General features: G+C 73.2%; 24 protein-coding genes. 3 read left to right on the top strand and 21 right to left on the bottom strand.

The window, feature by feature from the left end; all coding sequences use genetic code 11:
* The 14 genes from HUW36_RS06855 to pyrR form a co-directional block, all read right to left on the bottom strand.
* A partial coding sequence (locus HUW36_RS06855; protein ID WP_484502578.1) for a primosomal protein N' family DNA-binding protein occupies nucleotides 1-357 on the bottom strand: 357 nt, incomplete at its 3' end.
* 59 nt (nucleotides 358-416) lie between these two features.
* Nucleotides 417-1,607 carry a methionine adenosyltransferase gene (metK, locus tag HUW36_RS06860; protein ID WP_246247936.1) on the bottom strand — a complete coding sequence of 397 codons (1,191 nt, stop codon included), beginning with the start codon at nucleotides 1,605-1,607 and terminating at the stop codon, nucleotides 417-419.
* A 96-nt stretch (nucleotides 1,608-1,703) separates the two neighbouring features.
* The gene (gene coaBC / locus HUW36_RS06865) at nucleotides 1,704-2,912 is read right to left on the bottom strand and encodes a bifunctional phosphopantothenoylcysteine decarboxylase/phosphopantothenate--cysteine ligase CoaBC (protein WP_174527348.1); all 1,209 of its coding nucleotides are present in this window, start codon (nucleotides 2,910-2,912) and stop codon (nucleotides 1,704-1,706) included.
* Nucleotides 2,913-2,926: 14 nt separating this feature from the next.
* On the bottom strand, nucleotides 2,927-3,193 hold the full coding sequence (gene rpoZ, locus HUW36_RS06870) for a DNA-directed RNA polymerase subunit omega (protein WP_013285517.1): 267 nt from the start codon (nucleotides 3,191-3,193) through the stop codon (nucleotides 2,927-2,929).
* A 60-nt stretch (nucleotides 3,194-3,253) separates the two neighbouring features.
* Nucleotides 3,254-3,787, bottom strand: a complete 534-nt coding sequence (locus HUW36_RS06875) for a guanylate kinase (RefSeq protein ID WP_174527349.1) — start codon at nucleotides 3,785-3,787, stop codon at nucleotides 3,254-3,256.
* Between the two features lie 25 nt (nucleotides 3,788-3,812).
* On the bottom strand, nucleotides 3,813-4,130 hold the full coding sequence (mihF, locus tag HUW36_RS06880) for an integration host factor, actinobacterial type (protein ID WP_013285515.1): 318 nt from the start codon (nucleotides 4,128-4,130) through the stop codon (nucleotides 3,813-3,815).
* 179 nt (nucleotides 4,131-4,309) lie between these two features.
* Complete coding sequence (pyrF, locus tag HUW36_RS06885; RefSeq protein ID WP_174527350.1) at nucleotides 4,310-5,146, bottom strand: orotidine-5'-phosphate decarboxylase; 837 nt, start codon at nucleotides 5,144-5,146, stop codon at nucleotides 4,310-4,312.
* Between the two features lie 113 nt (nucleotides 5,147-5,259).
* Nucleotides 5,260-6,534, bottom strand: a complete 1,275-nt coding sequence (locus HUW36_RS06890; protein ID WP_174527351.1) for an adenosylmethionine--8-amino-7-oxononanoate transaminase — start codon at nucleotides 6,532-6,534, stop codon at nucleotides 5,260-5,262.
* 108 nt (nucleotides 6,535-6,642) lie between these two features.
* Nucleotides 6,643-7,653 (bottom strand): quinone-dependent dihydroorotate dehydrogenase, encoded by a 1,011-nt coding sequence (locus HUW36_RS06895; RefSeq protein WP_174527352.1) that lies wholly within the window; start codon nucleotides 7,651-7,653, stop codon nucleotides 6,643-6,645.
* 94 nt (nucleotides 7,654-7,747) lie between these two features.
* Entirely contained in the window at nucleotides 7,748-11,095 is a 3,348-nt protein-coding gene (carB, locus tag HUW36_RS06900; RefSeq protein WP_174527353.1) for a carbamoyl-phosphate synthase large subunit, read from the bottom strand.
* Nucleotides 11,088-12,233: a glutamine-hydrolyzing carbamoyl-phosphate synthase small subunit gene (gene carA, locus HUW36_RS06905; RefSeq protein WP_174527354.1), complete on the bottom strand. Its 1,146-nt coding sequence runs from the start codon at nucleotides 12,231-12,233 to the stop codon at nucleotides 11,088-11,090. The genes carB and carA overlap by 8 nt, the downstream gene beginning before the upstream one ends.
* Nucleotides 12,230-13,507, bottom strand: coding sequence for a dihydroorotase (locus tag HUW36_RS06910; RefSeq protein WP_174527355.1), 1,278 nt, complete (start codon nucleotides 13,505-13,507; stop codon nucleotides 12,230-12,232). Before HUW36_RS06910 ends, carA begins: the two co-directional genes overlap by 4 nt.
* Nucleotides 13,504-14,430, bottom strand: a complete 927-nt coding sequence (locus tag HUW36_RS06915; protein ID WP_091578045.1) for an aspartate carbamoyltransferase catalytic subunit — start codon at nucleotides 14,428-14,430, stop codon at nucleotides 13,504-13,506. The genes HUW36_RS06910 and HUW36_RS06915 overlap by 4 nt, the downstream gene beginning before the upstream one ends.
* On the bottom strand, nucleotides 14,427-15,011 hold the full coding sequence (gene pyrR / locus HUW36_RS06920; protein WP_174527356.1) for a bifunctional pyr operon transcriptional regulator/uracil phosphoribosyltransferase PyrR: 585 nt from the start codon (nucleotides 15,009-15,011) through the stop codon (nucleotides 14,427-14,429). The genes HUW36_RS06915 and pyrR overlap by 4 nt, the downstream gene beginning before the upstream one ends.
* Nucleotides 15,012-15,296: 285 nt before the next feature.
* Here pyrR and bldD point away from each other — a divergent pair, with 285 nt between their 5' ends.
* Complete coding sequence (gene bldD, locus HUW36_RS06925) at nucleotides 15,297-15,785, top strand: transcriptional regulator BldD (protein ID WP_013285505.1); 489 nt, start codon at nucleotides 15,297-15,299, stop codon at nucleotides 15,783-15,785.
* 61 nt (nucleotides 15,786-15,846) lie between these two features.
* Here the strand turns inward: bldD and nusB are convergent, their stop codons facing one another.
* The 4 genes from nusB to aroB form a co-directional block, all read right to left on the bottom strand.
* Nucleotides 15,847-16,257 carry a transcription antitermination factor NusB gene (gene nusB, locus HUW36_RS06930; protein ID WP_174527364.1) on the bottom strand — a complete coding sequence of 137 codons (411 nt, stop codon included), beginning with the start codon at nucleotides 16,255-16,257 and terminating at the stop codon, nucleotides 15,847-15,849.
* A 23-nt stretch (nucleotides 16,258-16,280) separates the two neighbouring features.
* The gene (gene efp, locus HUW36_RS06935; RefSeq protein ID WP_174527357.1) at nucleotides 16,281-16,838 is read right to left on the bottom strand and encodes an elongation factor P; all 558 of its coding nucleotides are present in this window, start codon (nucleotides 16,836-16,838) and stop codon (nucleotides 16,281-16,283) included.
* A gap of 86 nt (nucleotides 16,839-16,924) precedes the next feature.
* The gene (aroQ, locus tag HUW36_RS06940; RefSeq protein ID WP_174527358.1) at nucleotides 16,925-17,365 is read right to left on the bottom strand and encodes a type II 3-dehydroquinate dehydratase; all 441 of its coding nucleotides are present in this window, start codon (nucleotides 17,363-17,365) and stop codon (nucleotides 16,925-16,927) included.
* Nucleotides 17,362-18,438 carry a 3-dehydroquinate synthase gene (aroB, locus tag HUW36_RS06945; protein WP_174527359.1) on the bottom strand — a complete coding sequence of 359 codons (1,077 nt, stop codon included), beginning with the start codon at nucleotides 18,436-18,438 and terminating at the stop codon, nucleotides 17,362-17,364. Before aroB ends, aroQ begins: the two co-directional genes overlap by 4 nt.
* A 92-nt stretch (nucleotides 18,439-18,530) precedes the next feature.
* Here aroB and HUW36_RS06950 point away from each other — a divergent pair, with 92 nt between their 5' ends.
* Together HUW36_RS06950 and HUW36_RS06955 are read left to right on the top strand one after the other, a co-directional pair.
* Nucleotides 18,531-19,052 carry a DUF2243 domain-containing protein gene (locus tag HUW36_RS06950; RefSeq protein ID WP_174527360.1) on the top strand — a complete coding sequence of 174 codons (522 nt, stop codon included), beginning with the start codon at nucleotides 18,531-18,533 and terminating at the stop codon, nucleotides 19,050-19,052.
* Entirely contained in the window at nucleotides 19,049-19,849 is an 801-nt protein-coding gene (locus HUW36_RS06955) for a cytochrome c oxidase assembly protein (protein ID WP_174527361.1), read from the top strand. The genes HUW36_RS06950 and HUW36_RS06955 overlap by 4 nt, the downstream gene beginning before the upstream one ends.
* A gap of 164 nt (nucleotides 19,850-20,013) precedes the next feature.
* On the opposite strand, the gene HUW36_RS06960 is transcribed toward HUW36_RS06955, so the two are convergent.
* The 3 genes from HUW36_RS06960 to HUW36_RS06970 form a co-directional block, all read right to left on the bottom strand.
* The gene (locus tag HUW36_RS06960; protein ID WP_174527362.1) at nucleotides 20,014-20,523 is read right to left on the bottom strand and encodes a shikimate kinase; all 510 of its coding nucleotides are present in this window, start codon (nucleotides 20,521-20,523) and stop codon (nucleotides 20,014-20,016) included.
* Nucleotides 20,520-21,698, bottom strand: a complete 1,179-nt coding sequence (gene aroC / locus HUW36_RS06965) for a chorismate synthase (RefSeq protein WP_174527363.1) — start codon at nucleotides 21,696-21,698, stop codon at nucleotides 20,520-20,522. The genes HUW36_RS06960 and aroC overlap by 4 nt, the downstream gene beginning before the upstream one ends.
* Nucleotides 21,699-21,856: 158 nt before the next feature.
* Nucleotides 21,857-22,194, bottom strand: a 338-nt coding sequence (locus tag HUW36_RS06970) for a Rossmann-fold NAD(P)-binding domain-containing protein (protein ID WP_484502579.1), incomplete at its 5' end; no start/stop codon positions are given.

The following is a 22,194-nucleotide window of genomic DNA, read 5'->3' on the forward strand; positions in this document are numbered from 1 at the left end:
GGCGTCCCGGGCGAGGTCGGCGGGCGCGTCGTCGGCGGTGACGGCCTTCTCGGCGCGGGCGTGCCGGGGCGGCACGGCGAGGCGGAGCACGTCGGCCAGGCTCCCGGCGTACCGGTCGGCGACCGCCCGGGCCAGCCGAGCCACCTCCGGGGAGAGCACCGGCACCGGGGAGACGACCTTCTCCAGGTACGCCAGCTTCGGGTGCGTCGACTCGGCGACGCGCTCCAGCAGCCAACCGTCGACGAGCTGTCCGGCGAACCGGACCTTCACCCGCACCCCGGGCCGGGCGTCGGCGTCGAGCGTCTCGGGGACCAGGTAGTCGAACGGGCGGTCGAGGTGCGGCAGCGGCACGTCCACGCAGACGCGAGCGACCGGCGACCCCTCGGCGGGTCGCCGGTCGCGACGCGTGGTGGCGGTCAGGCTCCCGCGGCCGACTTGAGGTCGGCGGCCCGCTCGGTGCTCTCCCAGGTCAGGTCCGCCAGCTCCCGGCCGAAGTGGCCGTACGCGGCGGTCTGCTGGTAGATCGGGCGCAGCAGGTTGAGGTCGCGGATGATCGCGGCCGGCCGCAGGTCGAACACCTCGGCCACCGCCTTCTCGATCGAGGCCACCGCCACGGTCTCGGTGCCGAACGTCTCGATGAACAGGCTCACCGGGTGGGCCTTGCCGATCGCGTACGCGACCTGCGCCTCGCACCGCTCGGCCAGGCCGGCGGCGACCACGTTCTTGGCCACCCAGCGCATCGCGTACGCGGCGGACCGGTCCACCTTCGACGGGTCCTTGCCGGAGAACGCGCCGCCGCCGTGCCGGGCGTACCCGCCGTAGGTGTCCACGATGATCTTGCGGCCGGTCAGGCCGGCGTCGCCCATCGGGCCGCCGATCTCGAACCGCCCGGTCGGGTTGACCAGCAGCCGGTAGCCCTCGGTCGCCAGACCCAGGCCCTCCAGCTCCGGCGTGATGACGTGCTCCCGCACGTCCGGCGTGAGCAGCGACTCCAGCGAGATGTCCGCGGCGTGCTGGCTGGACACGACGACCGTGTCCAGGCGCACCGGCCGCAGGCCGTCGTACTCGATCGTGACCTGGGTCTTGCCGTCCGGACGCAGGTAGGGGACGGTGCCGTCCTTGCGGACCGCGGCGAGCCGGCGGGCCAGCCGGTGCGCCAGCGCGATCGGCAGCGGCATCAGCTCGGGCGTCTCGGAGCAGGCGAAGCCGAACATCATGCCCTGGTCGCCCGCGCCCTGCGCGTCCAGCGCGCTCTCCGAGCCGCCGGTGCGCAGCTCGAACGCGTTGTCCACGCCCTGGGCGATGTCCGGCGACTGCGCGCCGATGGACACGCTCACGCCGCAGGACGCGCCGTCGAAGCCCTTCTTCGACGAGTCGTAGCCGATGCCGAGGATGGTCTCCCGCACGATGGTCGGGATGTCGGCGTACGCCTTCGTGGTCACCTCGCCGGCGACGTGCACCTGCCCGGTGGTGATCAGCGTCTCGACCGCGACCCGGCTGTGCGGGTCCTGGGCGAGCAGCGCGTCGAGGATGCCGTCGCTGATCTGGTCGGCGATCTTGTCCGGGTGGCCCTCCGTGACCGATTCGGACGTGAAGAGACGTGTCACGGCACTCCTAAGCATGTGAAGACTGTAAGGTCGCTCGGCGGCAGTTTAGTCGCCCGCGTTCCCGTGCGGGCCCGGGAACGGCGAGCCGACCAACCGTCAGGACGGCTGGCCCAGTCGGGTGACCACGAGATCCCAGACGGCGTCGGCCAGGTCCTCCTTGGGCTGCTCGGGGAGCCGGTGCACGGCCCCGTCGGCCCCGATCACGGTGGCCGCGTTGGTCTCCGCGCCGAAGACCTTGTCGACACCCACCTCGTTGACCACGATCAGGTCGGCGCGCTTGCGGGCGAGCTTGGCCCGGCCGTTGGCCTCGGCGTCGTCGGTCTCCGCGGCGAAGATCACCAGCACCTGCCCGGGCCGGCGGTCCCGGCCCAGTTCGGCGGCGATGTCCGGGTTCGTGACCAGCTCGATCGCCGGCGCGACGCCGTCCTCCGACTTCTTGATCTTCCCGGTCGCGTAGCTGGCCGGACGGAAGTCGGCGGGCGCGGCGGCCATCACCACGGCGTCCGCGTCGGCGGCCGCCGCCAGCGTGGCCGCGCGCAACTCCTCGGTGGTGCCCACCCGGACCAGATCCGCGCCGGCCGGGTCGGCGAGGGCCACGTTCGCCGACACCAGCGTGACCCGGGCGCCCCGGGCCACGGCGGCGCGCGCGAACGCGTACCCCTGCTTGCCGGAGGACCGGTTGCCGAGGAAGCGGACCGGGTCGAGCGGCTCGCGGGTGCCGCCGGCGGTGACCACCACGTGCCGGCCGGCCAGGTCGGCCGGGGCGGCCGCGCCGCGGGCCAGCGCGCGCCGGGCGACGGCGAAGATCTCCGCCGGGTCGGGCAGGCGGCCCTTGCCGGTGTCCCGCCCGGTCAGGCGGCCGACCGCCGGCTCGATCACCCGTACGCCCCGGGAACGCAGCGTGGCCACGTTGGCCACGGTCGCGGGGTGCTCCCACATCTCGGTGTGCATGGCCGGGGCGAGCACCACCGGGCAACGGGCGGTCAGCAGCGTGTTGGTGAGCAGGTCGTCGGCGAGGCCGTGCGCGGCCTTGGCGAGCAGGTCGGCGGTGGCCGGCGCCACCACGACCAGGTCGGCGTGCTGTCCGAGCCGCACGTGCGGCACCTCGTGCACGTCGGACCAGACGTCGTCGGCGACCGGCTGGCCGGAGAGGGCCGCCCAGGTCGGCGCCCCGACGAAGCGGAGCGCCGACGCGGTCGGCACGACCCGGACCCGGTGACCCGACTCGGTGAAGAGTCGGAGCAGCTCACACGCCTTGTAGGCGGCGATGCCACCGCCGACCCCGAGGACGATCTCGGCGGGCATCGGCGCGCGCGGGACTACGGCTGGTCGGTCGGCTCGGCGGTGAGCAGGCCCGCGTTGATCTCCCGCATCGCGATGGAGAGCGGCTTCTCCTGCGGGGTGGTCTCCACCAGCGGGCCGACGTACTCCAGCAGGCCCTCACCGAGCTGGCTGTAGTAGGCGTTGACCTGGCGGGCACGCTTGGCGGCGAAGATGACCAGCGCGTACTTCGAGGTGGTCTTCTCGAGCAGCTCGTCGATCGGCGGGTTGGTGATGCCCTCGGGGTTGGTGGCGATGGATCCCACGAATTCAAACCTCTGCGTCTCGTGCGCCGCCCAGGAGGCGGTGACCGGCTGGCGGGCCGCTCAACCGCCGGGAGGCGGTCGGGCCGGGGCCAGGAATGACGAACCGAGCAATCCTACCAGCTCGGTGGCGGCACGCTCGGTGCGGTCGTGCGCCACGGCGTGGGTGAAGACGGCCGCAAGCGCCGGGTCGGCCCGGTACCCCGGCGGCGCGAGCAGCACCAGCCGGGCCTGCGGCGCCACGGCCCGCACGGCGAGCGCACCGGCCAGGTCCAGCGGCAGCAGCACCGGGCAGCCCTGCGCGAGCCGGCCCCACACCTCCGCCCGGGGCACGCCCCGCCGGTACGGCCCGATCCGGCACCACTCCAGCAGCTCGCCGGCCGCGATCAGCCGGTCGAAGCCGGCCGGGTCGAGGAAGAGCCGGTCCACGCCGTCCCGCTCGCCCGGGCGCGGCGGTCGCGTGGTGGCGACCACCGGCACCCACACGGACGCGAGGCGCGCCCGGACCAACTCGACGACACTCCCCCGACCGGCCCCGGAAGGGCCGGAAAGGACAGTGAGCCGAGCCGCCGAGCGCGCCTCGTCATCCGTGCTCACCGCTTGTTTCTACACGGTGGGCCGTTCAGTTGGCGGCGAACTCTCCGAGCAGCGCCTTCCGCTGCTGCTCGCCGAGGCCGCGCAGGCGACGGCTGTCGGCGATCTTGAGCTTCTCCATGATCTGGGTGGCCCGGATCTTGCCGATGCCCGGCATCGCCTGGAGCACTGCCGAAACCTTCAGCTTGCCCACGACGTCGTCGGACTCGGCCCGCTCGAGGACGGTGGCGAGGGTGGTCTTGCCCTGCTTGAGCTGCTCCTTCAGCTCAGCGCGGGCCTTGCGGATCTCCGCGGCCTTCTCCAGCGCGGCAGCGCGCTGTTCGGGGGTCAGTGACGGGAGCGGCACCAGTTCTCCTCAGGTCCCTAGTACGGCGGGCGGAGCGCCCCACCGCAGCTGTGAAACGTGGTGTCGCTGGCAACCAAAGGGGTCCGTGGTTCCCAGCGCGGGGAAAACTAGCGGTCAACGGAGTTTTCGGCAACGTGGACGCGCGATGATCAACGGAAAGTGACGGAGCCGTCAGTCAGTCAGGCGGTGGTCAGGGCGGCCCGGCACTCGGCCAGCACCCGCTCGGTGGCGGCCCGCAGGGCCTCCCGGTCCGGCCCCGCGCCCAGCACCTCACGCGAGTACGACGGCAGCACCGACGGCAGGGCGGCGCCGAAGACGTCCCGCAGCCCGGCGGGTGTCCCGCCCTGCGCACCGAGGCCCGGCGCGAGCAGCGGGCCGTTGACCGCACCGAGGTCGTGACCGGTCTCACCGATGGTCGCGCCGACCACCAGACCGATGCTGCCGAGCGGCTCCGCACCCCGGTTGAGCTGGGAAATCTCGTCGATCACGGTCTGCGCCACGGTGCGCCCGTCGGCGGCCACGGCACGCTGCACGGCGGCGCCCTCGGGGTTCGAGGTGAGCGCCAGGACGAACACCCCACCGCCGTGCGCGGCGGCCAACTCGAACATCGGGGCGAGCGAACCTACCCCCAGGTAGGGACTCGCCGTGACCGCGTCGACATACAGCGGGCTGGATGGATCAAGGTACGCCGACGCGTACGCGCGGACCGTCGAACCGATGTCACCACGCTTGACGTCGAGGAGAACGAGCGCGCCTGCATTTCGCAACTGTCGGATAGTTGACTCAAGCACGCCGACACCCCGCGCGCCGAAGCGCTCGAAGAACGCCGACTGCGGCTTGACCACGGCCACCCGGTCCCCGATCGCCTCCACCACGGTGCGACTGAACCGTTCGAGCCCTTCGACGTCGTCGGGCAGCCCCCAGTCGGCGAGCAGTCCCGGGTGCGGGTCGATCCCCACGCAGAGCGGTCCCCGCTCCGCCACGGCCCGGTGCAGGCGGGCGCCGAACGTCTCCATCGCATCTCCCTCATCCGGCGGCCGGAGCCGCCTCGGTGTCCGGCGACGGTCCTCCCGTCGCGTCCAGCTCGTCCCCGGCCGTCCTCGGCCGACCCCGACCGTCCGGCCGGGACTCAGCCGGCCTTGACCGCGGCGGCCACGCCGGCCGCGATCCGGGCCACGTCCGCCTCGTCGCAGACGTACGGCGGCATGGTGTAGACCAGGTCCCGGAACGGACGCAGCCACACCCCTTCCTCCACCGCGGCGGCGGTCGCCCGCGGCAGGTCCACCTCGTGGTCCAGTTGCACCACGCCGATCGCGCCGAGCACCCGGACGTCGGCCACGCCCGGCGTGCCGCGCAGCGGCTCCAGGCCGGCCCGCAGGCCCGCGGCGATGCCCGCCACCCGCCCCGACCACTCCCCGGCCCGCAGCAGGCCCAGGGAGGCGTTGGCGACCGCGCAGGCGAGCGGGTTGCCCATGAACGTCGGACCGTGTGCCAGCACGCCGTCGGCCGAGATCGCCCGGGCCACCTCGGGGGTGCACAGCGCCGCCGCCAGCGTCAGGTAGCCGCCGGTGAGCGCCTTGCCGACGCAGAGCACGTCCGGCGTGACCCCGGCGTGCTCGGCGGCGAACATCCGGCCGGTCCGGCCGAACCCGGTGGCGATCTCGTCGAACACCAGCAGGATGCCGTGCCGCCGGGTCACCTCGCGCAGTACCCGCAGGTAGTGCGGGTGGTGGAACCGCATCCCGCCGGCGCCCTGGACCACCGGCTCGACGATCACCGCGGCCAGCTCGTCGGCGTGCCGCTCCACCGCGTCCACAAGCGCCGCCTCGTACGCCGGATCGGGCGCCGCGTCGAAGCCGGCGGGCGGCGCCGGCGCGAACACCTGCCGGGGCAGCACGTCGCCCCACAGGTGGTGCATGCCGCCCTCCGGGTCGCAGACGCTCATCGGGTGGAACGTGTCCCCGTGGTAGCCGCCCCGCCAGGTGCCCAGGCGACGGCGCTGCGGGCGTCCCACGGCGCGCTGGTACTGCAGGCACATCTTCACCGCGACCTCGACGCTCACCGAGCCGGAGTCGGCCAGGAAGACGTGTTCCAGCCCGTCCGGGGCCAGCTCGACCAGGGTGTGCGCCAGGCGTACCGCGGGCTCGTGGGTGAGGCCGCCGAACATCACGTGGCTCATCCGGCCGAGCTGGTCGGTCACCGCGGCGTCCAGCACCGGGTGCCGGTAGCCGTGGATCGCCGCCCACCAGGACGACATGCCGTCGACCAGCTCCCGCCCGTCCGCCAGCCGCAGCCGTACCCCCGCGGCGCTGTCGACCACCAGCGGCGCGCCGGCCGCCGGCAGCCCCGAGTAGGGATGCCACACGTGCCGCCGGTCAAGGGTGAGGATCTCCTCGGGCGTCACGGACTCTCCTCCTTCGCCCCTCCCAGGCGATCTTGCGGTTTCGGCCCGTGTCGCGCCCGGGATGAGCGGTATGCCGGGGCCGAAACTGCAAGATCGCGCGAACCGGGGTCAACGGGTGGTGCGGGTGATGGCGCGGGTCAGGGCGGGGCCGCGGAAGATGAAGCCGGTGTAGAGCTGCACCAGGGCGGCGCCGGCGTCGAACATCCGGGTCGCGTCGTCGGGGTCGAGGATGCCGCCGACGCCGATCACCGGCAGCCGGCCCCCGGTCTCGCGGTGCACGAAGTCGACCATCTTCCGGGCGCGGTCGGTCAGCGGCCGGCCGGACAGGCCGCCCGCCTCGGCGCCACGCGCCCGGTCGGCCGGGGCGAGCCCGTCCCGGCCCAGCGTGGTGTTGGTGGCGATGACGCCGGCCGCGCCCCGGTCCAGGCACACCTCCAGCAGCTCCGCGACGGCCGGCTCGGTGAGGTCCGGCGCGATCTTCACCAGCACCGGCTTCTCGCCCACCAGCGCGGCGAGCAGGGCGTCCAGATGGGACCGGTCCTGCAGCGACCGCAGGCCCGGGGTGTTCGGCGAGGACACGTTGACCGCGAAGTAGTCGCCGTGCCCCTTGAGCGCCCGGTAGGAGGCCAGGTAGTCCTCGACCGCCTCGTCCAGCGGGGTCACCTTGGACTTGCCCAGCGAGATGCCCAGCGGCACACCGAGCGGGCGCCGCAGGGCCGCCAGCCGGGCGGCCAGGGCGTCCGCGCCGGCGTTGTTGAAGCCCATCCGGTTGACCACGGCCTCGCTGTCGGGCAGCCGGAACAGCCGGGGCCGCGGGTTGCCCGGTTGGGCGTGCGCGGTCACGGTGCCGACCTCGACGAAACCGAAGCCGAGCGCCGGCCAGGCCGGCAGCGCCAGACCGTTCTTGTCCATGCCGGCGGCCAGTCCGACCGGGTTCGGGAAGCGCACCCCGAACACCTCGCGCGGCGCGGCCCGGAAGTACGTCCGGCGCAGGGCCGCCAGCACCGCCGGCCGCCGGGACAGCGCGGCCAGCCGCGCGAGGGTCCACTCGTGCGCCGCCTCCGCGTCCCCGCCCCCCAGGGCGAACAGCCGGGGCCGCACCACCCGCTCGAACATCACCGCGCACCCCCCGGACCGTTGGTCATGAGGTTGACGGCGACGGGGATCTCCTCAGCCGCCGCCAACTTCATGATCGACGCGGGCGTCGGGGTGGTCACTCGCCGGCCCGGAGCGCGGCGTGCAGGTCCTGGAGGGGGCGGACCTGGAGGTCGCCGTTGATCCTCGCCTCGATGCCCATCACCGCGGCGGCGGCGCCGGGGACGGTGGTGACGCACGGGATGTCGGCGGTGACGGCGGCGCTGCGGATCTCGTAGCCGTCGGAGCGGGCGCTCGCGCCCGAGCCCTGCGGGGTGTTGACCACCAGCGCCACGTCGCCGCCGAGGATCAGCGAGACCGCGTCCGCCCCCTCGCCCGACTCGTAGTGCTTGCGGATCTGCTCGCAGGCGATGCCGTGCCGGCGCAGCACCTCGGCCGTGCCGGTGGTGGCGACGATCTCGAACCCGAGGTCCGCCAGCCGCTTGATCGGGAAGATCATCCCGCGCTTGTCCCGGTTCGCCACCGAGACGAAGATCTTCCCGGCGGTCGGCAGCGACCCGTACGCGGCGGCCTGCGACTTGGCGAACGCCCGGCCGAAGCCGGTGTCGATGCCCATCACCTCGCCGGTGGACCGCATCTCCGGGCCGAGGAGCACGTCGATGCCCTTGCCGGCCGGGGTACGGAACCGCTTGAACGGCAGCACCGCCTCCTTGACCGCGATCGGCGCGTCGGCCGGCATGGTGCCGCCGTCGCCGGTGGGCGGCAGCATCCCCTCGGCGCGCAGCTGCGCGATGGTGGCACCGAGCGCGATCCGGGCCGCCGCCTTGGCCAGCGGCACCGCCGTGGCCTTCGACACGAACGGGACGGTCCGGGAGGCGCGCGGATTGGCCTCCAGCACGTAGAGCGTGTCGCCCTGCAACGCGTACTGCACGTTGAGCAGGCCGCGCACCCCGACGCCGCGGGCGATCTCCTCGGTGTAGCGGCGCACCTGGGCCAGGTGCGAGCCGGCAAGCGTGATCGGCGGCAACGCGCAGGACGAGTCGCCGGAGTGGATGCCGGCCTCCTCGATGTGCTCCATCACGCCGCCCAGGTAGACGTCGCCGTCGGCGTCGACGAGCGCGTCCACGTCGATCTCGATGGCGTCGTCGAGGAACCGGTCGACGAGCACCGGGCGGTCCGGCGAGATGGCGGTGGCCCGGCCGATGTAGTCGCGCAGCGTGGCGTCGTCGTAGACGATCTCCATACCCCGGCCGCCGAGCACGTACGACGGCCGGACCAGCACCGGGTACCCGATCTCGTCGGCGATCGCCTTCGCCTCGTCGTACGAGGTGGCCATGCCGTGCGCGGGCGCCCGCAGCCCGGCCCGGGCCAGCACCGCGCCGAACGCGCCCCGCTCCTCGGCCAGGTGGATCGACTCCGGGGAGGTGCCGACGATCGGCACCCCGGCGTCCTTGAGCCGCTGGGCCAGGCCCAGCGGGGTCTGGCCGCCGAGCTGGACGACCACCCCGACCACGCCCGGTCCACCGGCCGCCTTGCCGGAGCTGTCCTCGGCGTGCCAGACCTCCAGCACGTCCTCGAACGTCAGCGGCTCGAAGTAGAGCCGGTCGGCGGTGTCGTAGTCGGTGGAGACGGTCTCCGGGTTGCAGTTGACCATGACCGTCTCGTAGTTCACGCCCCGCAGGGCCTGGACGGCGTGCACGCACGAGTAGTCGAACTCGATGCCCTGCCCGATCCGGTTCGGACCGGAGCCGAGGATGAGCACCTTCGGCCGGTCCGAGGGCGCCACCTCCGTCTCCTGGTCGTACGTCGAGTAGTGGTAGGGCGTGGTCGCCTCGAACTCGGCCGCGCAGGTGTCGACAGTCTTGTAGACCGGCCGGATCCCGAGCCGGTGGCGCAGCGTGCGCACGCCGTCCTCGGCGGCCAGCTCGGGACGCAGCGCGGCGAGCTGCCGGTCGGACAGACCGGCCCGCTTGGCCCGGCGCAGCAGGCCGGCGTCGAGCACCGGCGCGTCCACGATCTCGGCGCGCAGCTCGACCAGCGCGGCGATCTGGTCCAGGAACCACGGGTCCATGCCGCCTGAGGCCTCGGACACCTCGGCGATCGACGCGCCCAGGCGCAGCGCCCGCTCGACGGTGTAGAGCCGGCCGTCGTGCGGCATCCGCAGTGCGGCGAGGGTGTTCTCCTTCGTCGCGCCCTCCGGGTCCGCAGTGGTCCAGAAACCGGACGCCTTGGTCTCCATCGAGCGCATCGCCTTGTTCAGCGCCTCGGTGAAGTTGCGGCCCAGGCTCATCGCCTCGCCCACCGACTTCATGGTGGTGGTCAGCTCCGGGTCGGCGCCGGGGAACTTCTCGAACGCGAACCGGGGAATCTTCACCACCACGTAGTCGAGCGTCGGCTCGAACGCCGCGGGCGTCTTGAGGGTGATGTCGTTGGGGATCTCGTCGAGCGTGTAGCCGATGGCGAGCTTCGCGGCGATCTTGGCGATCGGGAAGCCGGTGGCCTTGGACGCCAGCGCCGAGGAGCGCGACACCCGCGGGTTCATCTCGATCACGACGATCCGGCCGTCGGCCGGGTTCACCGCGAACTGGATGTTGCAGCCACCGGTGTCCACGCCGACCTCGCGCAGCACCGCGATGCCGAGGTCACGCAGCCGCTGGTACTCCCGGTCGGTGAGCGTCATCGACGGCGCGACGGTGACGCTGTCGCCGGTGTGCACGCCCATCGGGTCGACGTTCTCGATCGAGCAGACCACCACCACGTTGTCGTGGCGGTCGCGCATCAGTTCGAGCTCGTACTCCTTCCAGCCGAGCACGCTCTCCTCGATGAGCACCTCGTGCACCGGGCTGGCGGCCAGCCCGGCGCCGGCGATGCGCTCCAGGTCCTCGTCGGTGTGCGCCATGCCGGAACCGAGGCCGCCCATGGTGAACGACGGGCGGATGACCACCGGCAGGCCCAGCTCGGCGACGGTGTCCCGGACCTCGTCCATCGAGTGGCAGACCCGCGAGCGCGGGGTCAGCGTGGACGGGTCGTCCAGGCCCAGGCGTACGCCAGCCTTGGCGACGATGTCCTTGAACAGCTGGCGGTCCTCACCCCGGTTGATCGCCTCGATGTTGGCGCCGATCAGCTCGACGCCGTACTTCTCCAGCACGCCCGCCTCGTGCAGGGCGACCGCGGTGTTCAGCGCGGTCTGCCCGCCCAGGGTGGGCAGCAGCGCGTCCGGGCGCTCCTTGGCGATGACCAGCTCGACGAACTCCGGGGTGATCGGCTCGACGTAGGTGGCGTCGGCGAACTCCGGGTCGGTCATGATCGTCGCCGGGTTCGAGTTGACCAGGCTGACCCGGATCCCCTCGCTGCGCAGCACCCGGCAGGCCTGGGTGCCGGAGTAGTCGAACTCGCAGGCCTGTCCGATCACGATCGGCCCGGAGCCGATCACCAGGACGTGCTTCAGGTCGGTCCGCTTAGGCATTCTTGCCGCCTTCGATCAACTCGGCGAAGCGGTCGAACAGGTAGTCCGCGTCGTGCGGGCCGGCCGCCGCCTCCGGGTGGTACTGGACGGTGAAGGCGGGCACGTCCACGGCCCGCAGCCCCTCGACCACGTTGTCATTGAGGCAGACATGGGAGACCCGGACACCACCGAACTCGGTCTGGATCACCTGATCCGGCACCACGGCCCCGTCCACGGCACCCGGCATCTGCACCGCGAAGCCGTGATTGTGGCTGGTCACCTCGACCTTGCCGGTGGCCCGGTCGAGCACCGGCTGGTTGATGCCGCGGTGGCCGTATCCCAGCTTGTAGGTACCGAAGCCGAGCGCCCGGCCGAGGATCTGGCTGCCGAAGCAGATGCCGAACAGCGGGATCCGCCGGGTCAGCACCTCCCGCGCGAGGGCCACCGGGCCGTCGGCGGTCGCCGGGTCGCCCGGGCCGGGCGAGAAGAACACCGCGTCCGCGCCGGTGGCCAGCAGGTCGTCGATGGTCGAGCCGGCCGGCAGCACGTGCGTGGTGACGCCACGGGCGGCGAGCCGGCGCGGCACGTTGCGCTTGATGCCCAGGTCCAGCGCCGCCACCGTGAACCGGTGCTCGCCCTGCGCCTGCACCACGTACGGCTGCCCGGTGCTCACCTCGGCGGACAGGTCGGCGCCGACCATCTGCGGCGAGCGGCGGACCCGCTCCAGCAGCGCGGCCGGGTCGTCGTCGACGCTGGAGACGCCGACCCGCATCGCGCCGCGCTCGCGCAGGTGCCGGGTCAGCGCGCGGGTGTCCACCCCGCTGATGCCGACCACACCGTCGGCGGCGAGCCGGTCCTCCAGGCCGCCGTCGGCCCGCCAGTTCGAGCTGATCCGGGCCGGGTCGCGCACCACGTACCCGGCCACCCAGATCCGGCCGGACTCGTCGTCCTCGGCGTTGACGCCGGTGTTGCCGATGTGCGGCGCGGTCTGCACCACCACCTGACGGTGGTAGGAGGGGTCGGTGAGCGTCTCCTGGTAGCCGGTCATGCCGGTGTTGAAGACCGCCTCGCCGAAGGTCTCCCCGACGCTGCCGTACGCCTCGCCGTGGAACGTGCGCCCGTCCTCCAGGACGAGGATCGCTGAACGCCTGCGACTCACTTGGTTGCCTTTCCGTCCAGGACCGTCGGCTCGCCGCGCAGGAAGGTCGCCACGATGCGACCCGGCAGCGTCATGCGGGCGTACGGGGTGTTGCGACTGCGACTGGCCAGCTCCGCCGGCTCGATCACACGGCGGGCGGCCGGGTCCACCAGGGTCAGGTTGGCCGGTACGCCGGGCGCCGGGTCGAGGCCGTGCCCGGTCAGCCCGGCGATCCGGGCCGGCGCCCGGGACATCCGCTCGGCGATCAGGTCCCACTGCGGACCGAACACGTCGAGCGCGATGGACAGCGCCGTCTCCAGGCCGAGCATGCCCGGCCGGGCGTACGCCCACTCGCACTCCTTGTCCTCCACGGCGTGCGGCGCGTGGTCGGTGGCGATGATGTCGATCACGCCCTCGGCCAGTGCCTCCCGCAGCGCGGCGACGTCGGTGGCGGTACGCAGCGGCGGGTTGACCTTGAAGACCGGGTCGTACGTCTCGGCCCGTTCGTCGGTCAGCAGCAGGTGGTGCGGCGTCACCTCGGCGGTCACCCGCACCCCGCGCGCCTTGGCCTGCCGCAGCACCTCGACGCTGCCGGCGGTGGAGACGTGGCAGACGTGCAGCCGGCTGCCGACGTGCTCGGCCAGCAGCACATCCCGGGCGATGATCGCCTCCTCGGCGACGGCCGGCCAGCCGGTCAGCCCGAGCCGGGTGGAGACCTCGCCCTCGTGCATCTGCGCACCCTCGGTGAGCCGGGGCTCCTCGGCATGCTGGGCGATCACCCCGTCGAACGCCTTGACGTACTCCAGCGCCCGGCGCATCAGCCGCGGGTCCGACACGCAGTGCCCGTCGTCGGAGAAGATCCGCACCCGGGCCGCGGAGTCGGCCATCGCGCCCAGCTCGGCCAGGCGCTCCCCGGCCAGCCCGACGGTGACCGCGCCGATCGGCTGCACGTCGACCAGGCCGGCCTCCCGGCCCAGCCGCCAGACCTGCTCGACCACGCCGGCGGTGTCGGCGACCGGCGAGGTGTTCGCCATCGCGCACACCGCCGTGTAGCCGCCGAGCGCCGCCGCCCGGGACCCGGACTCGACCGTCTCGGCGTCCTCCCGGCCCGGCTCGCGCAGGTGGGTGTGCAGGTCGACCAGGCCGGGCAGCGCGACCAGCCCGGTCGCGTCGAGCACCGTGGCGTCGCCGGCGGTCAGGCCGGCGCCGACCTCGGCCACCACACCGTCGCGGACGAGCAGGTCGGTCGGCTCGCCGTCGAGCACACGGACGTTCCTGATGAGGTACGCGGTCACCGGTTGTTCCCTCCGAGCAGCAGGTAGAGGACGGCCATCCGCACGGAGACCCCGTTGGCGACCTGTTCGACGATGGTGGAGCGGGACGAGTCGGCCACCTCGGGCGTGATCTCCATCCCCCGGTTCATCGGGCCGGGGTGCATGACGATCGCGTGCTCGGGCAGCCGGCGCATGCGCGGCCCGTCGAGCCCGTACCGGCGGGCGTACTCCCGGGCCGAGGGGAAGTAGGAGTCGCTCATCCGTTCCCGCTGCACCCGCAGCATCATCACCACGTCCACACCGGGAAGAACGGTGTCGAGGTCGTAGGAGACGTCGGTACCGGGGGCGAGCGCCGGGGAGATGTCGCGGGGGATCAGCGTCGGCGGGCCGACCAGGGTGACCTTGGCGCCCAGCGTGCTGAGCAGCAGCACGTTCGAGCGGGCCACCCGGGAGTGCAGCACGTCGCCGACGATCGCCACGTGCAGGCCGGCGAGCCGGCCCAGCCGGGACCGCATCGTGTACGCGTCGAGCAGCGCCTGGGTGGGGTGCTCGTGGGTGCCGTCGCCGGCGTTGACCACCGACCCGTCCACCCAGTCGGCCAGCCGGTGCGGCGCGCCGGAGGCGGGGTGCCGGACGACCACCGCGTCGGCGCCCATCGCCTGGAGGGTCAGCGCGGTGTCCTTGAGGCTCTCCCCCTTGGCCACGCTGGAGCCCTTGGCGGAGAAGTTGATCACGTCGGCGCTGAGCCGCTTGGCGGCCGCCTCGAACGAGATCCGGGTCCGGGTGGAGTCCTCGTAGAAGAGGTTGACCACCGTGCGGCCGCGCAGGGCGGGCAGCTTCTTGACCTCGCGGCCGGCCACGGTGGCCATCTCGGCCGCGGTGTCCAGGACCAGGGTGGCGGTGTCGGCGTCCAGGTCCGCGCCGGAGAGCAGGTGACGGATCATGAGTGGGCACCTCCGAACAGACGTACCTCGTCGGTGCCGTCGGTCTCGGCGAGGGTGACCTTGACGTTCTCGGCCAGCGCGGTCGGGATGTTCTTGCCCACGTAGTCGGCGCGGATCGGCAGCTGGCGGTGCCCGCGGTCGACCAGGACGGCGAGCTGCACGGACGCCGGGCGGCCGACGTCGCTGAGCGCGTCCAGCGCGGCCCGCACGGTGCGGCCGGAGAAGAGCACGTCGTCGACGAGGACGACCCGCTTGCCGTCGATCCCGCCGGGCGGCAGGTCGGTCGGGCCGACCGCGCGGGTGGCGTGCCGGCGCAGGTCGTCGCGGTAGAGGGTGATGTCGAGCACGCCGACCGGGACGGTCACGTCCTCGAAGGTGCTGATCCGGGCGGCGAGCCGCTTCGCCAGGGGCACGCCCCGGGTGGGGATGCCGAGCAGCACGGTGTCGGCGGCGCCCTGGGTCTTCTCCAGGATCTGGTGGGCGATGCGGTCGACCACCCGCGAGACGTCGGCGGCGGCGAGGATCACCTTCACCGAGGGTTGTCGCGGCGGCGACGAATGGGCAGCCGGTGGGTAGGCCACGGCGGACCTCCTTCCCCGCCTCACGGGACGGGTCGTTAAAGGACGTCTGATCGACTCCGGCGGACCCGCGAGGGCCCGGACGGGGCTTCACGCCACGTTACCAGCGGTCACCGGGCCCACCGTCGGCGGTCCTGACCTGCTGGTCAGCCCGGAGAAATGCGGACAAGCCACACCGGCCCCCCGGAGCCGGTGGAGAGCAACACTTGACCACGTGTCGCAATCCCCGTACCGTCACGCTCCGTAGCGATAGCTGGGAGAACCCCGAGCAGCACTGGGAGTGTCCGAATGCCCTCTGAATACGCCAAGTCGCTGGGCGCCCGCCTGCGCTCCATCCGCCAGCAGCAGGGGCTGTCCCTGCAGGGGGTGGAGGAGAAGTCGAACGGGCGGTGGAAGGCCGTGGTGGTCGGCTCGTACGAGCGCGGCGACCGCGCCGTCACCGTGTCCCGCCTGGCGGAGCTGGCCGACTTCTACCGCGTTCCCGTCTCGGAGCTGCTGCCCGACGGCAGTGGGGTGCGTCACGAGCCCACCAGCAAGATCGTGCTGGACCTGGAGCGGCTCTACGACGAGGCCTCCGAGGACCTCGCGTACGTGGCCCGCTACGCCCGCGCCATCCAGCAGCAGCGTGGTGACTACAACGGCCGGGTGCTCTCCATCCGCGCCGACGACCTGCGCGCCCTCGCCATCGTCTACGACGCCTCGCCGTCGGGTCTGATCGAGCGGCTGACCGAGCACGGCGTGCTGGTCGCCGACCCGCGGGCGTTCTTCGCGTCCTGACCCACCCGTACGTCGAAAGGGCCCGTGCCGTCCGGCACGGGCCCTTCGTCGTTGCGGCGCGTCAGCGCGTGGCGTACTCGGCGATGCGGCCGAGGATGCCGTTGAGGAACCGGGGCGAGTCGTCGGTCGACATCTGCCGGGCCAGCTCGACGGCCTCGCTGATCGCCACCGCGTCGTCGATCTCGTCGACGTAGAGCAGCTCGTAGACGGCGATCCGGGCCAGGTTGCGGTCGACCACCGGCATCCGGTCCAGCGTCCACCCCTCGGCGTAGCTGGCGATCGTCTCGTCGATCCGGTCGAGGTGCGCCGCGACGCCCTCGACCAGCCCGACCGCGTAGCCGAGGTGGTCGGGGTGGGGCCGCTCGATCCGCTCCAGGTAGCCGGCCAGGACCTCGACCGGGGGACGGTCCCGCAGGTCGGCCTCGAAGAGCACGTCCAGCGCCCGCTTGCGCGCCTTGCGGCGCGCCGGCATCTGCTGCTTCGGACCCTCGGCCATCAGGCTCGGCCGAGGTAGCGGCCGTCGCGCGTGTCGACCTTGATCTTCTCACCGGTGGTGATGAACAGCGGCACTCCGACGGTGGCGCCCGTCTCGACGGTGGCCGGCTTGGTGCCGCCGGTCGACCGGTCGCCCTGCAGGCCCGGCTCGGTGTAGGTGACCTCGAGCACGACCGAGGTCGGCAGCTCGATGTAGAGCGGGACGCCCTCGTGGGTGGCGACGGTCGCCTCGGCCTCGGGGAGGAGGTAGTTGGCGGCCTCGCCGACGACGCCGCCCATGACGGTGATCTGGTCGAACGTCTCCAGATCCATGAAGACGAAGTCCTCGCCGTCGGCGTACAGGTACTGCATGGTGCGCTTGTCCACGGTCGCCGTCTCGACCTTGGTGCCCGCGTTGAAGGTCTTGTCGACCACCTTGCCGGACAGCACGTTCTTCAGCGTGGTGCGCACGAAGGCACCACCCTTACCGGGCTTGACGTGCTGGAACTCGACGACGGCCCACAGCTCGCCGTCCAGGTTGAGTACCAGGCCGTTCTTCAGGTCGTTGGTGGTGGCCATTTCCTGCCTTGATCATCAATTGGCGGACAGACCCGCCAAGTCTACTAGCTGTGTCGAATCGGACCCGGGCCCCAGGTGACGCAGCGTCAGGCGCCGGCGCCGAGCCGGAGCGCCAGGTGGTGCAGGGCGAGCCGGTAGCCGTCCACGCCCAGACCGCAGATCACCCCGGTGGCCACGGCGGAGACCACCGAGTGGTGCCGGAACTCCTCGCGGGCGTGGATGTTGGAGATGTGCACCTCCACCAGGGGGCCGCGCAGCAGGGCGCAGGCGTCGCGGACCGCGATCGAGTAGTGCGACCAGGCGGCCGGGTTGAGCACCACCGCCGCCTCCTCGTCGGCCGCCCGGTGCAGCCAGCCCAGCAGCTCGTGCTCGGCGTCGGTCTGCCGGACCACCACGTCCAGTCCCAGCTCACGACCGGTCCGCTCGCAGTCGGCCACCAGCTCGGCGTAACTGGTCACGCCGTAGACGTCGACCTGGCGGGTGCCGAGCCGGCCCAGGTTCGGCCCGTTGAGCACGTAGACCCTCACGAGCTGATCTCCCGGTACGCCTCGGCGAGCAGCTCGTCCGACGGCGCCTCCAGGATCGCCGGACGGGCGAGCCCGTCCAGCACCACGAACCGCAGCCGGCTGCCCCGGGCCTTCTTGTCCACCCGCATCGCGGCGAGCAGCTCGGGCCAGGCGTCCGCCCGGTAGCCGGTGGGCAGGTCGAGCGCCGCCAGCACGTCCCGATGCCGACGCGCGGTCTCCTCGTCGAGCCTGCCGGCGAGCCGCGCCAGGGTGGCGGCGTAGACCAGCCCGACCGCGACGGCATGCCCGTGCCGCCAGCGGTAGCCCTCCACCTTCTCGATCGCGTGGGCGAGGGTGTGCCCGTAGTTGAGCACCTCCCGTACCCCGGACTCGCGCAGGTCACCGGCGACCACGTCGGCCTTGACCCGCACCGCGCGCTCGACCAGCTCGCGGGTCACCGGGCCGGTCGGGTCCAGCGCGGCGGCCGGATTCCGCTCCACCAGGTCGAGGATCACCGGGTCGGCGATGAACCCGCACTTGACCACCTCGGCCATCCCGGCGGCCAGGTCGGCGGGGGGCAGGCTGTCCAGCGTCGCCAGGTCGGCCAGCACGCCGACCGGCGGGTGGAACGCGCCGACCAGGTTCTTGCCGGCCGCCGTGTTGATCCCGGTCTTGCCGCCGACCGCGGCGTCGACCATGCCGAGCAGCGACGTCGCGACCGGCACCCAGCGCACGCCGCGCAGCCAACTGGCCGCGACGAAGCCGGCCAGGTCGGTGACCGCGCCGCCGCCCACCCCGACCACCGCGTCGGTACGGGTGAAGCCCGCCGCGCCCAGCCGGTCCCAGCAGGCGGCCGCCACGTCGACGTGCTTGCCCGCCTCGGCGTCGGGAACCTCCACCAGCAGCGGCGCCACGCCGTCGGCGCGGACCCGCTCGGCGAGCCGCTCGGCGAGCGCCTTCAGCGGCGGCGCGTACAGGAAGGCCACCCGCTCCGCGCCCGGCAGCAGCCGGGGCGGCGGGTCGAGCAGGTCGCGTCCCACCAGCACGTCGTACGGCCGTTCGCCGCCGACCGGGATCCGGGTCACCTCGTCCATCGCCGGCAGCCTAGTCCAGCGCCCGGCCCCGGCGCGGCGACTGTCCACTCCGTGGGGCGTTTGTCCGCGCGTGCCCCGGTTAGGGCGGCCGGATGAGCGAGAGCACGCACCGCACGAGCATCCGGCTCCCCGCCACGATCCTCGGCATCGGGCTGGGCGGCTTCGTCGACGGCATCGCACTGCACCAGGTCCTCCAGTGGCACCACATGCTCAGCAGCACCGACACCGACCGGGTGGGAATCAGGGACTACCCGGTCGACACCGTGCCGGGGTTGCAGATGAACACGCTCTGGGACGGCCTGTTCCACGTGGTCACCTGGGTGGCGGTGCTGACCGGGCTGGCCCTGCTGTACGCCCGGGTCACCCACTCCCGGGGCCGGCTCTGGCGCTCGCCGATGCTCTGGGGCTGGGTCCTGGTCGGCTGGGGGTTGTTCAACCTGGTCGAGGGGATCGTCGACCACCACCTGCTCGGCATCCACCACGTCCGGACCGGCACGTACCAGACCTGGTGGGACCTGGGCTTCCTCGCCCTCGGCGGGATCCTGATCGCGGTCGGGTGGGCGATCCAGCGGCGGGCCGACGGGGTCGACCTCTGCGCGCCGGAGCGTCGGTGACCCTCACCCACGCCGGGCACGCCGCCGGTGCGTTCCCGGCGACCGCGTTGGTCCCGCCGGTGCTGTTCTGGGCCTACCTGGCCACCGCGTTGCGGCTGCGCGCCCCCGGCGGGCCGGGCTGGGCGCACGGGCGCACCGCGAGCTTCGGGCTGGGCACGCTGCTGGTGGCCGTCGGGCTGCTGCGGCCGGCCGACGACTTCGTCGGGCACATGTGGCAGCACCTGCTGATCGGCATGCTGGCGCCGCTGGCCCTGGTCCTCGGCGCGCCGGTCACGTTGGTGCTGCGGGCCCTGGACCGGCGCGCCGGACGCCGGCTGGTGCACGTGCTCCGGCACCCGGTCGCGCGGGTGCTCGGTCACCCGGCGACCGGTCTGCTGCTGACCGCCGGCGGCCTGTGGCTGCTCTACCTGACCCCGCTCTACCGGGCCACCCTGGACAACCCGGTCCTGCACACGCTGGTGCAGGCCCACTTCCTGCTCAGCGGTTGCCTCTTCGCCTGGTCGATCGCGGGGCCGGACCCCGGCCCGCACCGCCCCCGGGTGCCGGTCCGGCTGGTGGTGCTCGGCGTCGGGGTCGCCGCGCACGCGACGATCGCCCAACTGCTCTACGCCGGCGTCCTCGTCGACGTGCCGGCCGGCGCCGCCGAGCTGCGTGCCGGCGCCACCCTGATGTACTACCTCGGCGACCTGGCCGAGCTCGCGCTCGCGCTCGCCCTGCTCGCCACCTGGCGACCGGAACGCCCGGCCCGCCGTCCGGCCGACCACTCGGCCGGCCGGCCCGCGCCGGCCCGGGCCTGACCAGCACGAACGGGTCCACCACGGACCGCGGACCGCTCCCGGTTCTGCCGCACCGCACCACGCGGCGGGCGGACGGCCGCACGCCGACCCCATGGTCGGCCGGTGACTCCCGCCACCCGGCCAACGTCGCCCCGACCGCGCGGCAGGCCGGGGGCGGACCGTGGTCAGGGTTTGAGCAGCGCGGCGATCTCGGTGGCCAGCTCCTCCGGGGTACGCCCGTCGGTGACGACGGTCGCGGTTGCCACCTCGGCGTAGAGCGGGCGGCGCTGGTCCAGCAGGTGCTTGAGGGTGGCGCGCGGGTTCAGCGCCAGCAGCGGCCGGCCGGCGCCCAACCCGACCCGCCTGATCGCGTCGGGCAGTTCCACCGACAGGTGCACCACGGTGTGGCCGATCAGCGCGGCCCGGTTCTCCTCGGCCAGGACCGCGCCGCCGCCGAGCGCCAGCACCCCGGCGTGCGAGGCGAGCGCCGCCGCCACCGCGGCCCGCTCCAGCGTACGGAAGTGGTCCTCGCCCTCGTCGACGAAGATCTCCGGGATCGGCTTGCCGGCCTGCCGCTCGATGTCGGCGTCGGTGTCCCGGAAATCGACACCGAGCGCGGCGGCGAGCGCGGTCCCCACCGTGGTCTTGCCGGAGCCCGGCGCCCCGACCAGCACGCAGACCGGTCGGGTACTCATTTGACGACCAGGCTGTCGAGGTAGCTGGCCAGGTTGCGCCGCATCTCGGCGATCGAGTCGCCGCCGAACTTCTCCACCGCGGCCTCGGCCAGCACCAGCGCCACCATGGCCTCGGCGACCACCGCCGCGGCCGGCACGGCGCACACGTCGGACCGCTGGTTGATCGCGGTGGCCGGCTCACCGGTGGTCACGTCGATCGTCGCGAGGGCCCGGTTCAGCGACGAGATCGGCTTCATCGCCGCCTTCACCCGCAGCGGCTCACCGGTGGTGATGCCGCCCTCCAGGCCGCCCGCCCGGTCGGTCACCCGGCGTACCCCGGTCGCCGTCGGCATGATTTCGTCGTGCGCCTCGGAGCCGCGGGAGCGGGCCTGCTGCCACCCGTCACCGATCTCCACGCCCTTGATCGCCTGGATCGACATCAGCGCGGTGGCCAGCCGGGCGTCGAGCTTGCGGTCCCACTGCACGTGGCTGCCCAGGCCCGGCGGCACCCCGTACGCGAGCACCTCGACCACGCCGCCGAGCGTGTCGGCCGCCTTCTTCGCGGCGTCGACCTCGGCGACCATCCGCGCGCTGGCCTCGGCGTCGAGGCAACGCAGCGGGTCGGCGTCGATCCGGGCCGCGTCCTCCGGCGTGGGCCGCAGGCCGGGCTTCACCGCCACCGGCCCCAGCTCCACCACGTGGGAGACGATCTCGACGCCGAGCGCCTGCCGGACGAGCGCCTTGGCGACCGTGCCGACGGCGACCCGGGCGGCGGTCTCCCGGGCGCTGGCACGCTCCAGGATCGGCCGGGCGTCGGTGTGCCCATACTTCTGCATGCCGGCCAGGTCGGCGTGACCCGGACGGGGACGGGTCAGGGGCGCGTTGCGGGCCTGGCTCGCCAGCTCCTCCGGGTCGACCGGGTCGGCGGCCATCACGGTGCGCCACTTCGGCCACTCGGAGTTGCCGACCCGGATCGCCACCGGGCTGCCCAGCGTCACGCCGTGCCGGAGCCCGCCGATGATCTCGACCTCGTCCTGCTCGAACGACATCCGGGCGCCCCGGCCGTAGCCGAGCCGGCGCCGGGCCAGCTCGCCGGAGATCTCCCCGGTGGTCACCTCGATGCCGGCGGGCACCCCCTCCAGCAACGCGACGAGGGCGGGTCCGTGCGATTCACCTGCAGTCAGCCAGCGCAACACAGCGGTCAGTGTGTCACGCCGGGTGGTCACCGCCGTACGCCGGTCGCCGCGTCCCGCCCACCGGACAGGCCACCTCCGCACGCTGATCTCCCACCAGGCGGCGGTGGTGTTAACAGGGGGCCCTTCCTCTACCAGAGGCGTTAAGAAGGGGCCCTTCCTTAAACCGCAAGCGCGGCGCGCATCGCGGCGCGCGGGGCGGCCACGCCGGTGAAATGCTCGAACTGCCCGACCGCCTGAGCCAGCAGCAGGTCCAACCCGGAGACCACCCGGCACCCGGCGGCCAGCGCCGCCGCCGCGAGCGGCGTGGGCCACGGGTCGTAGACCACGTCGAAGAAGACCGACTCCGGCCGCCAGTCGAAGTTGTCGGCGAGCGGATCGGCCACGCCCTTCGGCACGGTGGAGATCACCAGGTCGGCCCGGGCGTGCGCGGGCGCGCCGTCCCACTCCGCGCCGGCCAGCGGCACGCCGACCGCCGCCGCCACCGGGCGCAGCTCGT

This window comes from Micromonospora maritima (assembly GCF_902825405.1).
In the GTDB taxonomy this organism is placed as follows: Bacteria; Actinomycetota; Actinomycetes; order Mycobacteriales; family Micromonosporaceae; genus Micromonospora; species Micromonospora maritima.

Bases quoted from the DNA above. Each gene is read 5' to 3' on its own strand.
- coaBC (WP_174527348.1), bottom strand. From the start codon at position 2,912: ATGCCCGCCGAGATCGTCCTCGGGGTCGGCGGTGGCATCGCCGCCTAC.
- carB (WP_174527353.1), bottom strand. From the start codon at position 11,095: ATGCCTAAGCGGACCGACCTGAAGCACGTCCTGGTGATCGGCTCCGGG.
- pyrF (WP_174527350.1), bottom strand. From the start codon at position 5,146: ATGGAGACGTTCGGCGCCCGCCTGCACCGGGCCGTGGCGGAGCGGGGA.
- HUW36_RS06950 (WP_174527360.1), top strand. From the start codon at position 18,531: ATGAGCGAGAGCACGCACCGCACGAGCATCCGGCTCCCCGCCACGATC.
- HUW36_RS06960 (WP_174527362.1), bottom strand. From the start codon at position 20,523: ATGAGTACCCGACCGGTCTGCGTGCTGGTCGGGGCGCCGGGCTCCGGC.
- nusB (WP_174527364.1), bottom strand. From the start codon at position 16,257: ATGCCGGCGCGCCGCAAGGCGCGCAAGCGGGCGCTGGACGTGCTCTTC.
- bldD (WP_013285505.1), top strand. From the start codon at position 15,297: ATGCCCTCTGAATACGCCAAGTCGCTGGGCGCCCGCCTGCGCTCCATC.
- efp (WP_174527357.1), bottom strand. From the start codon at position 16,838: ATGGCCACCACCAACGACCTGAAGAACGGCCTGGTACTCAACCTGGAC.
- HUW36_RS06915 (WP_091578045.1), bottom strand. From the start codon at position 14,430: ATGATCCGTCACCTGCTCTCCGGCGCGGACCTGGACGCCGACACCGCC.
- aroB (WP_174527359.1), bottom strand. From the start codon at position 18,438: ATGGACGAGGTGACCCGGATCCCGGTCGGCGGCGAACGGCCGTACGAC.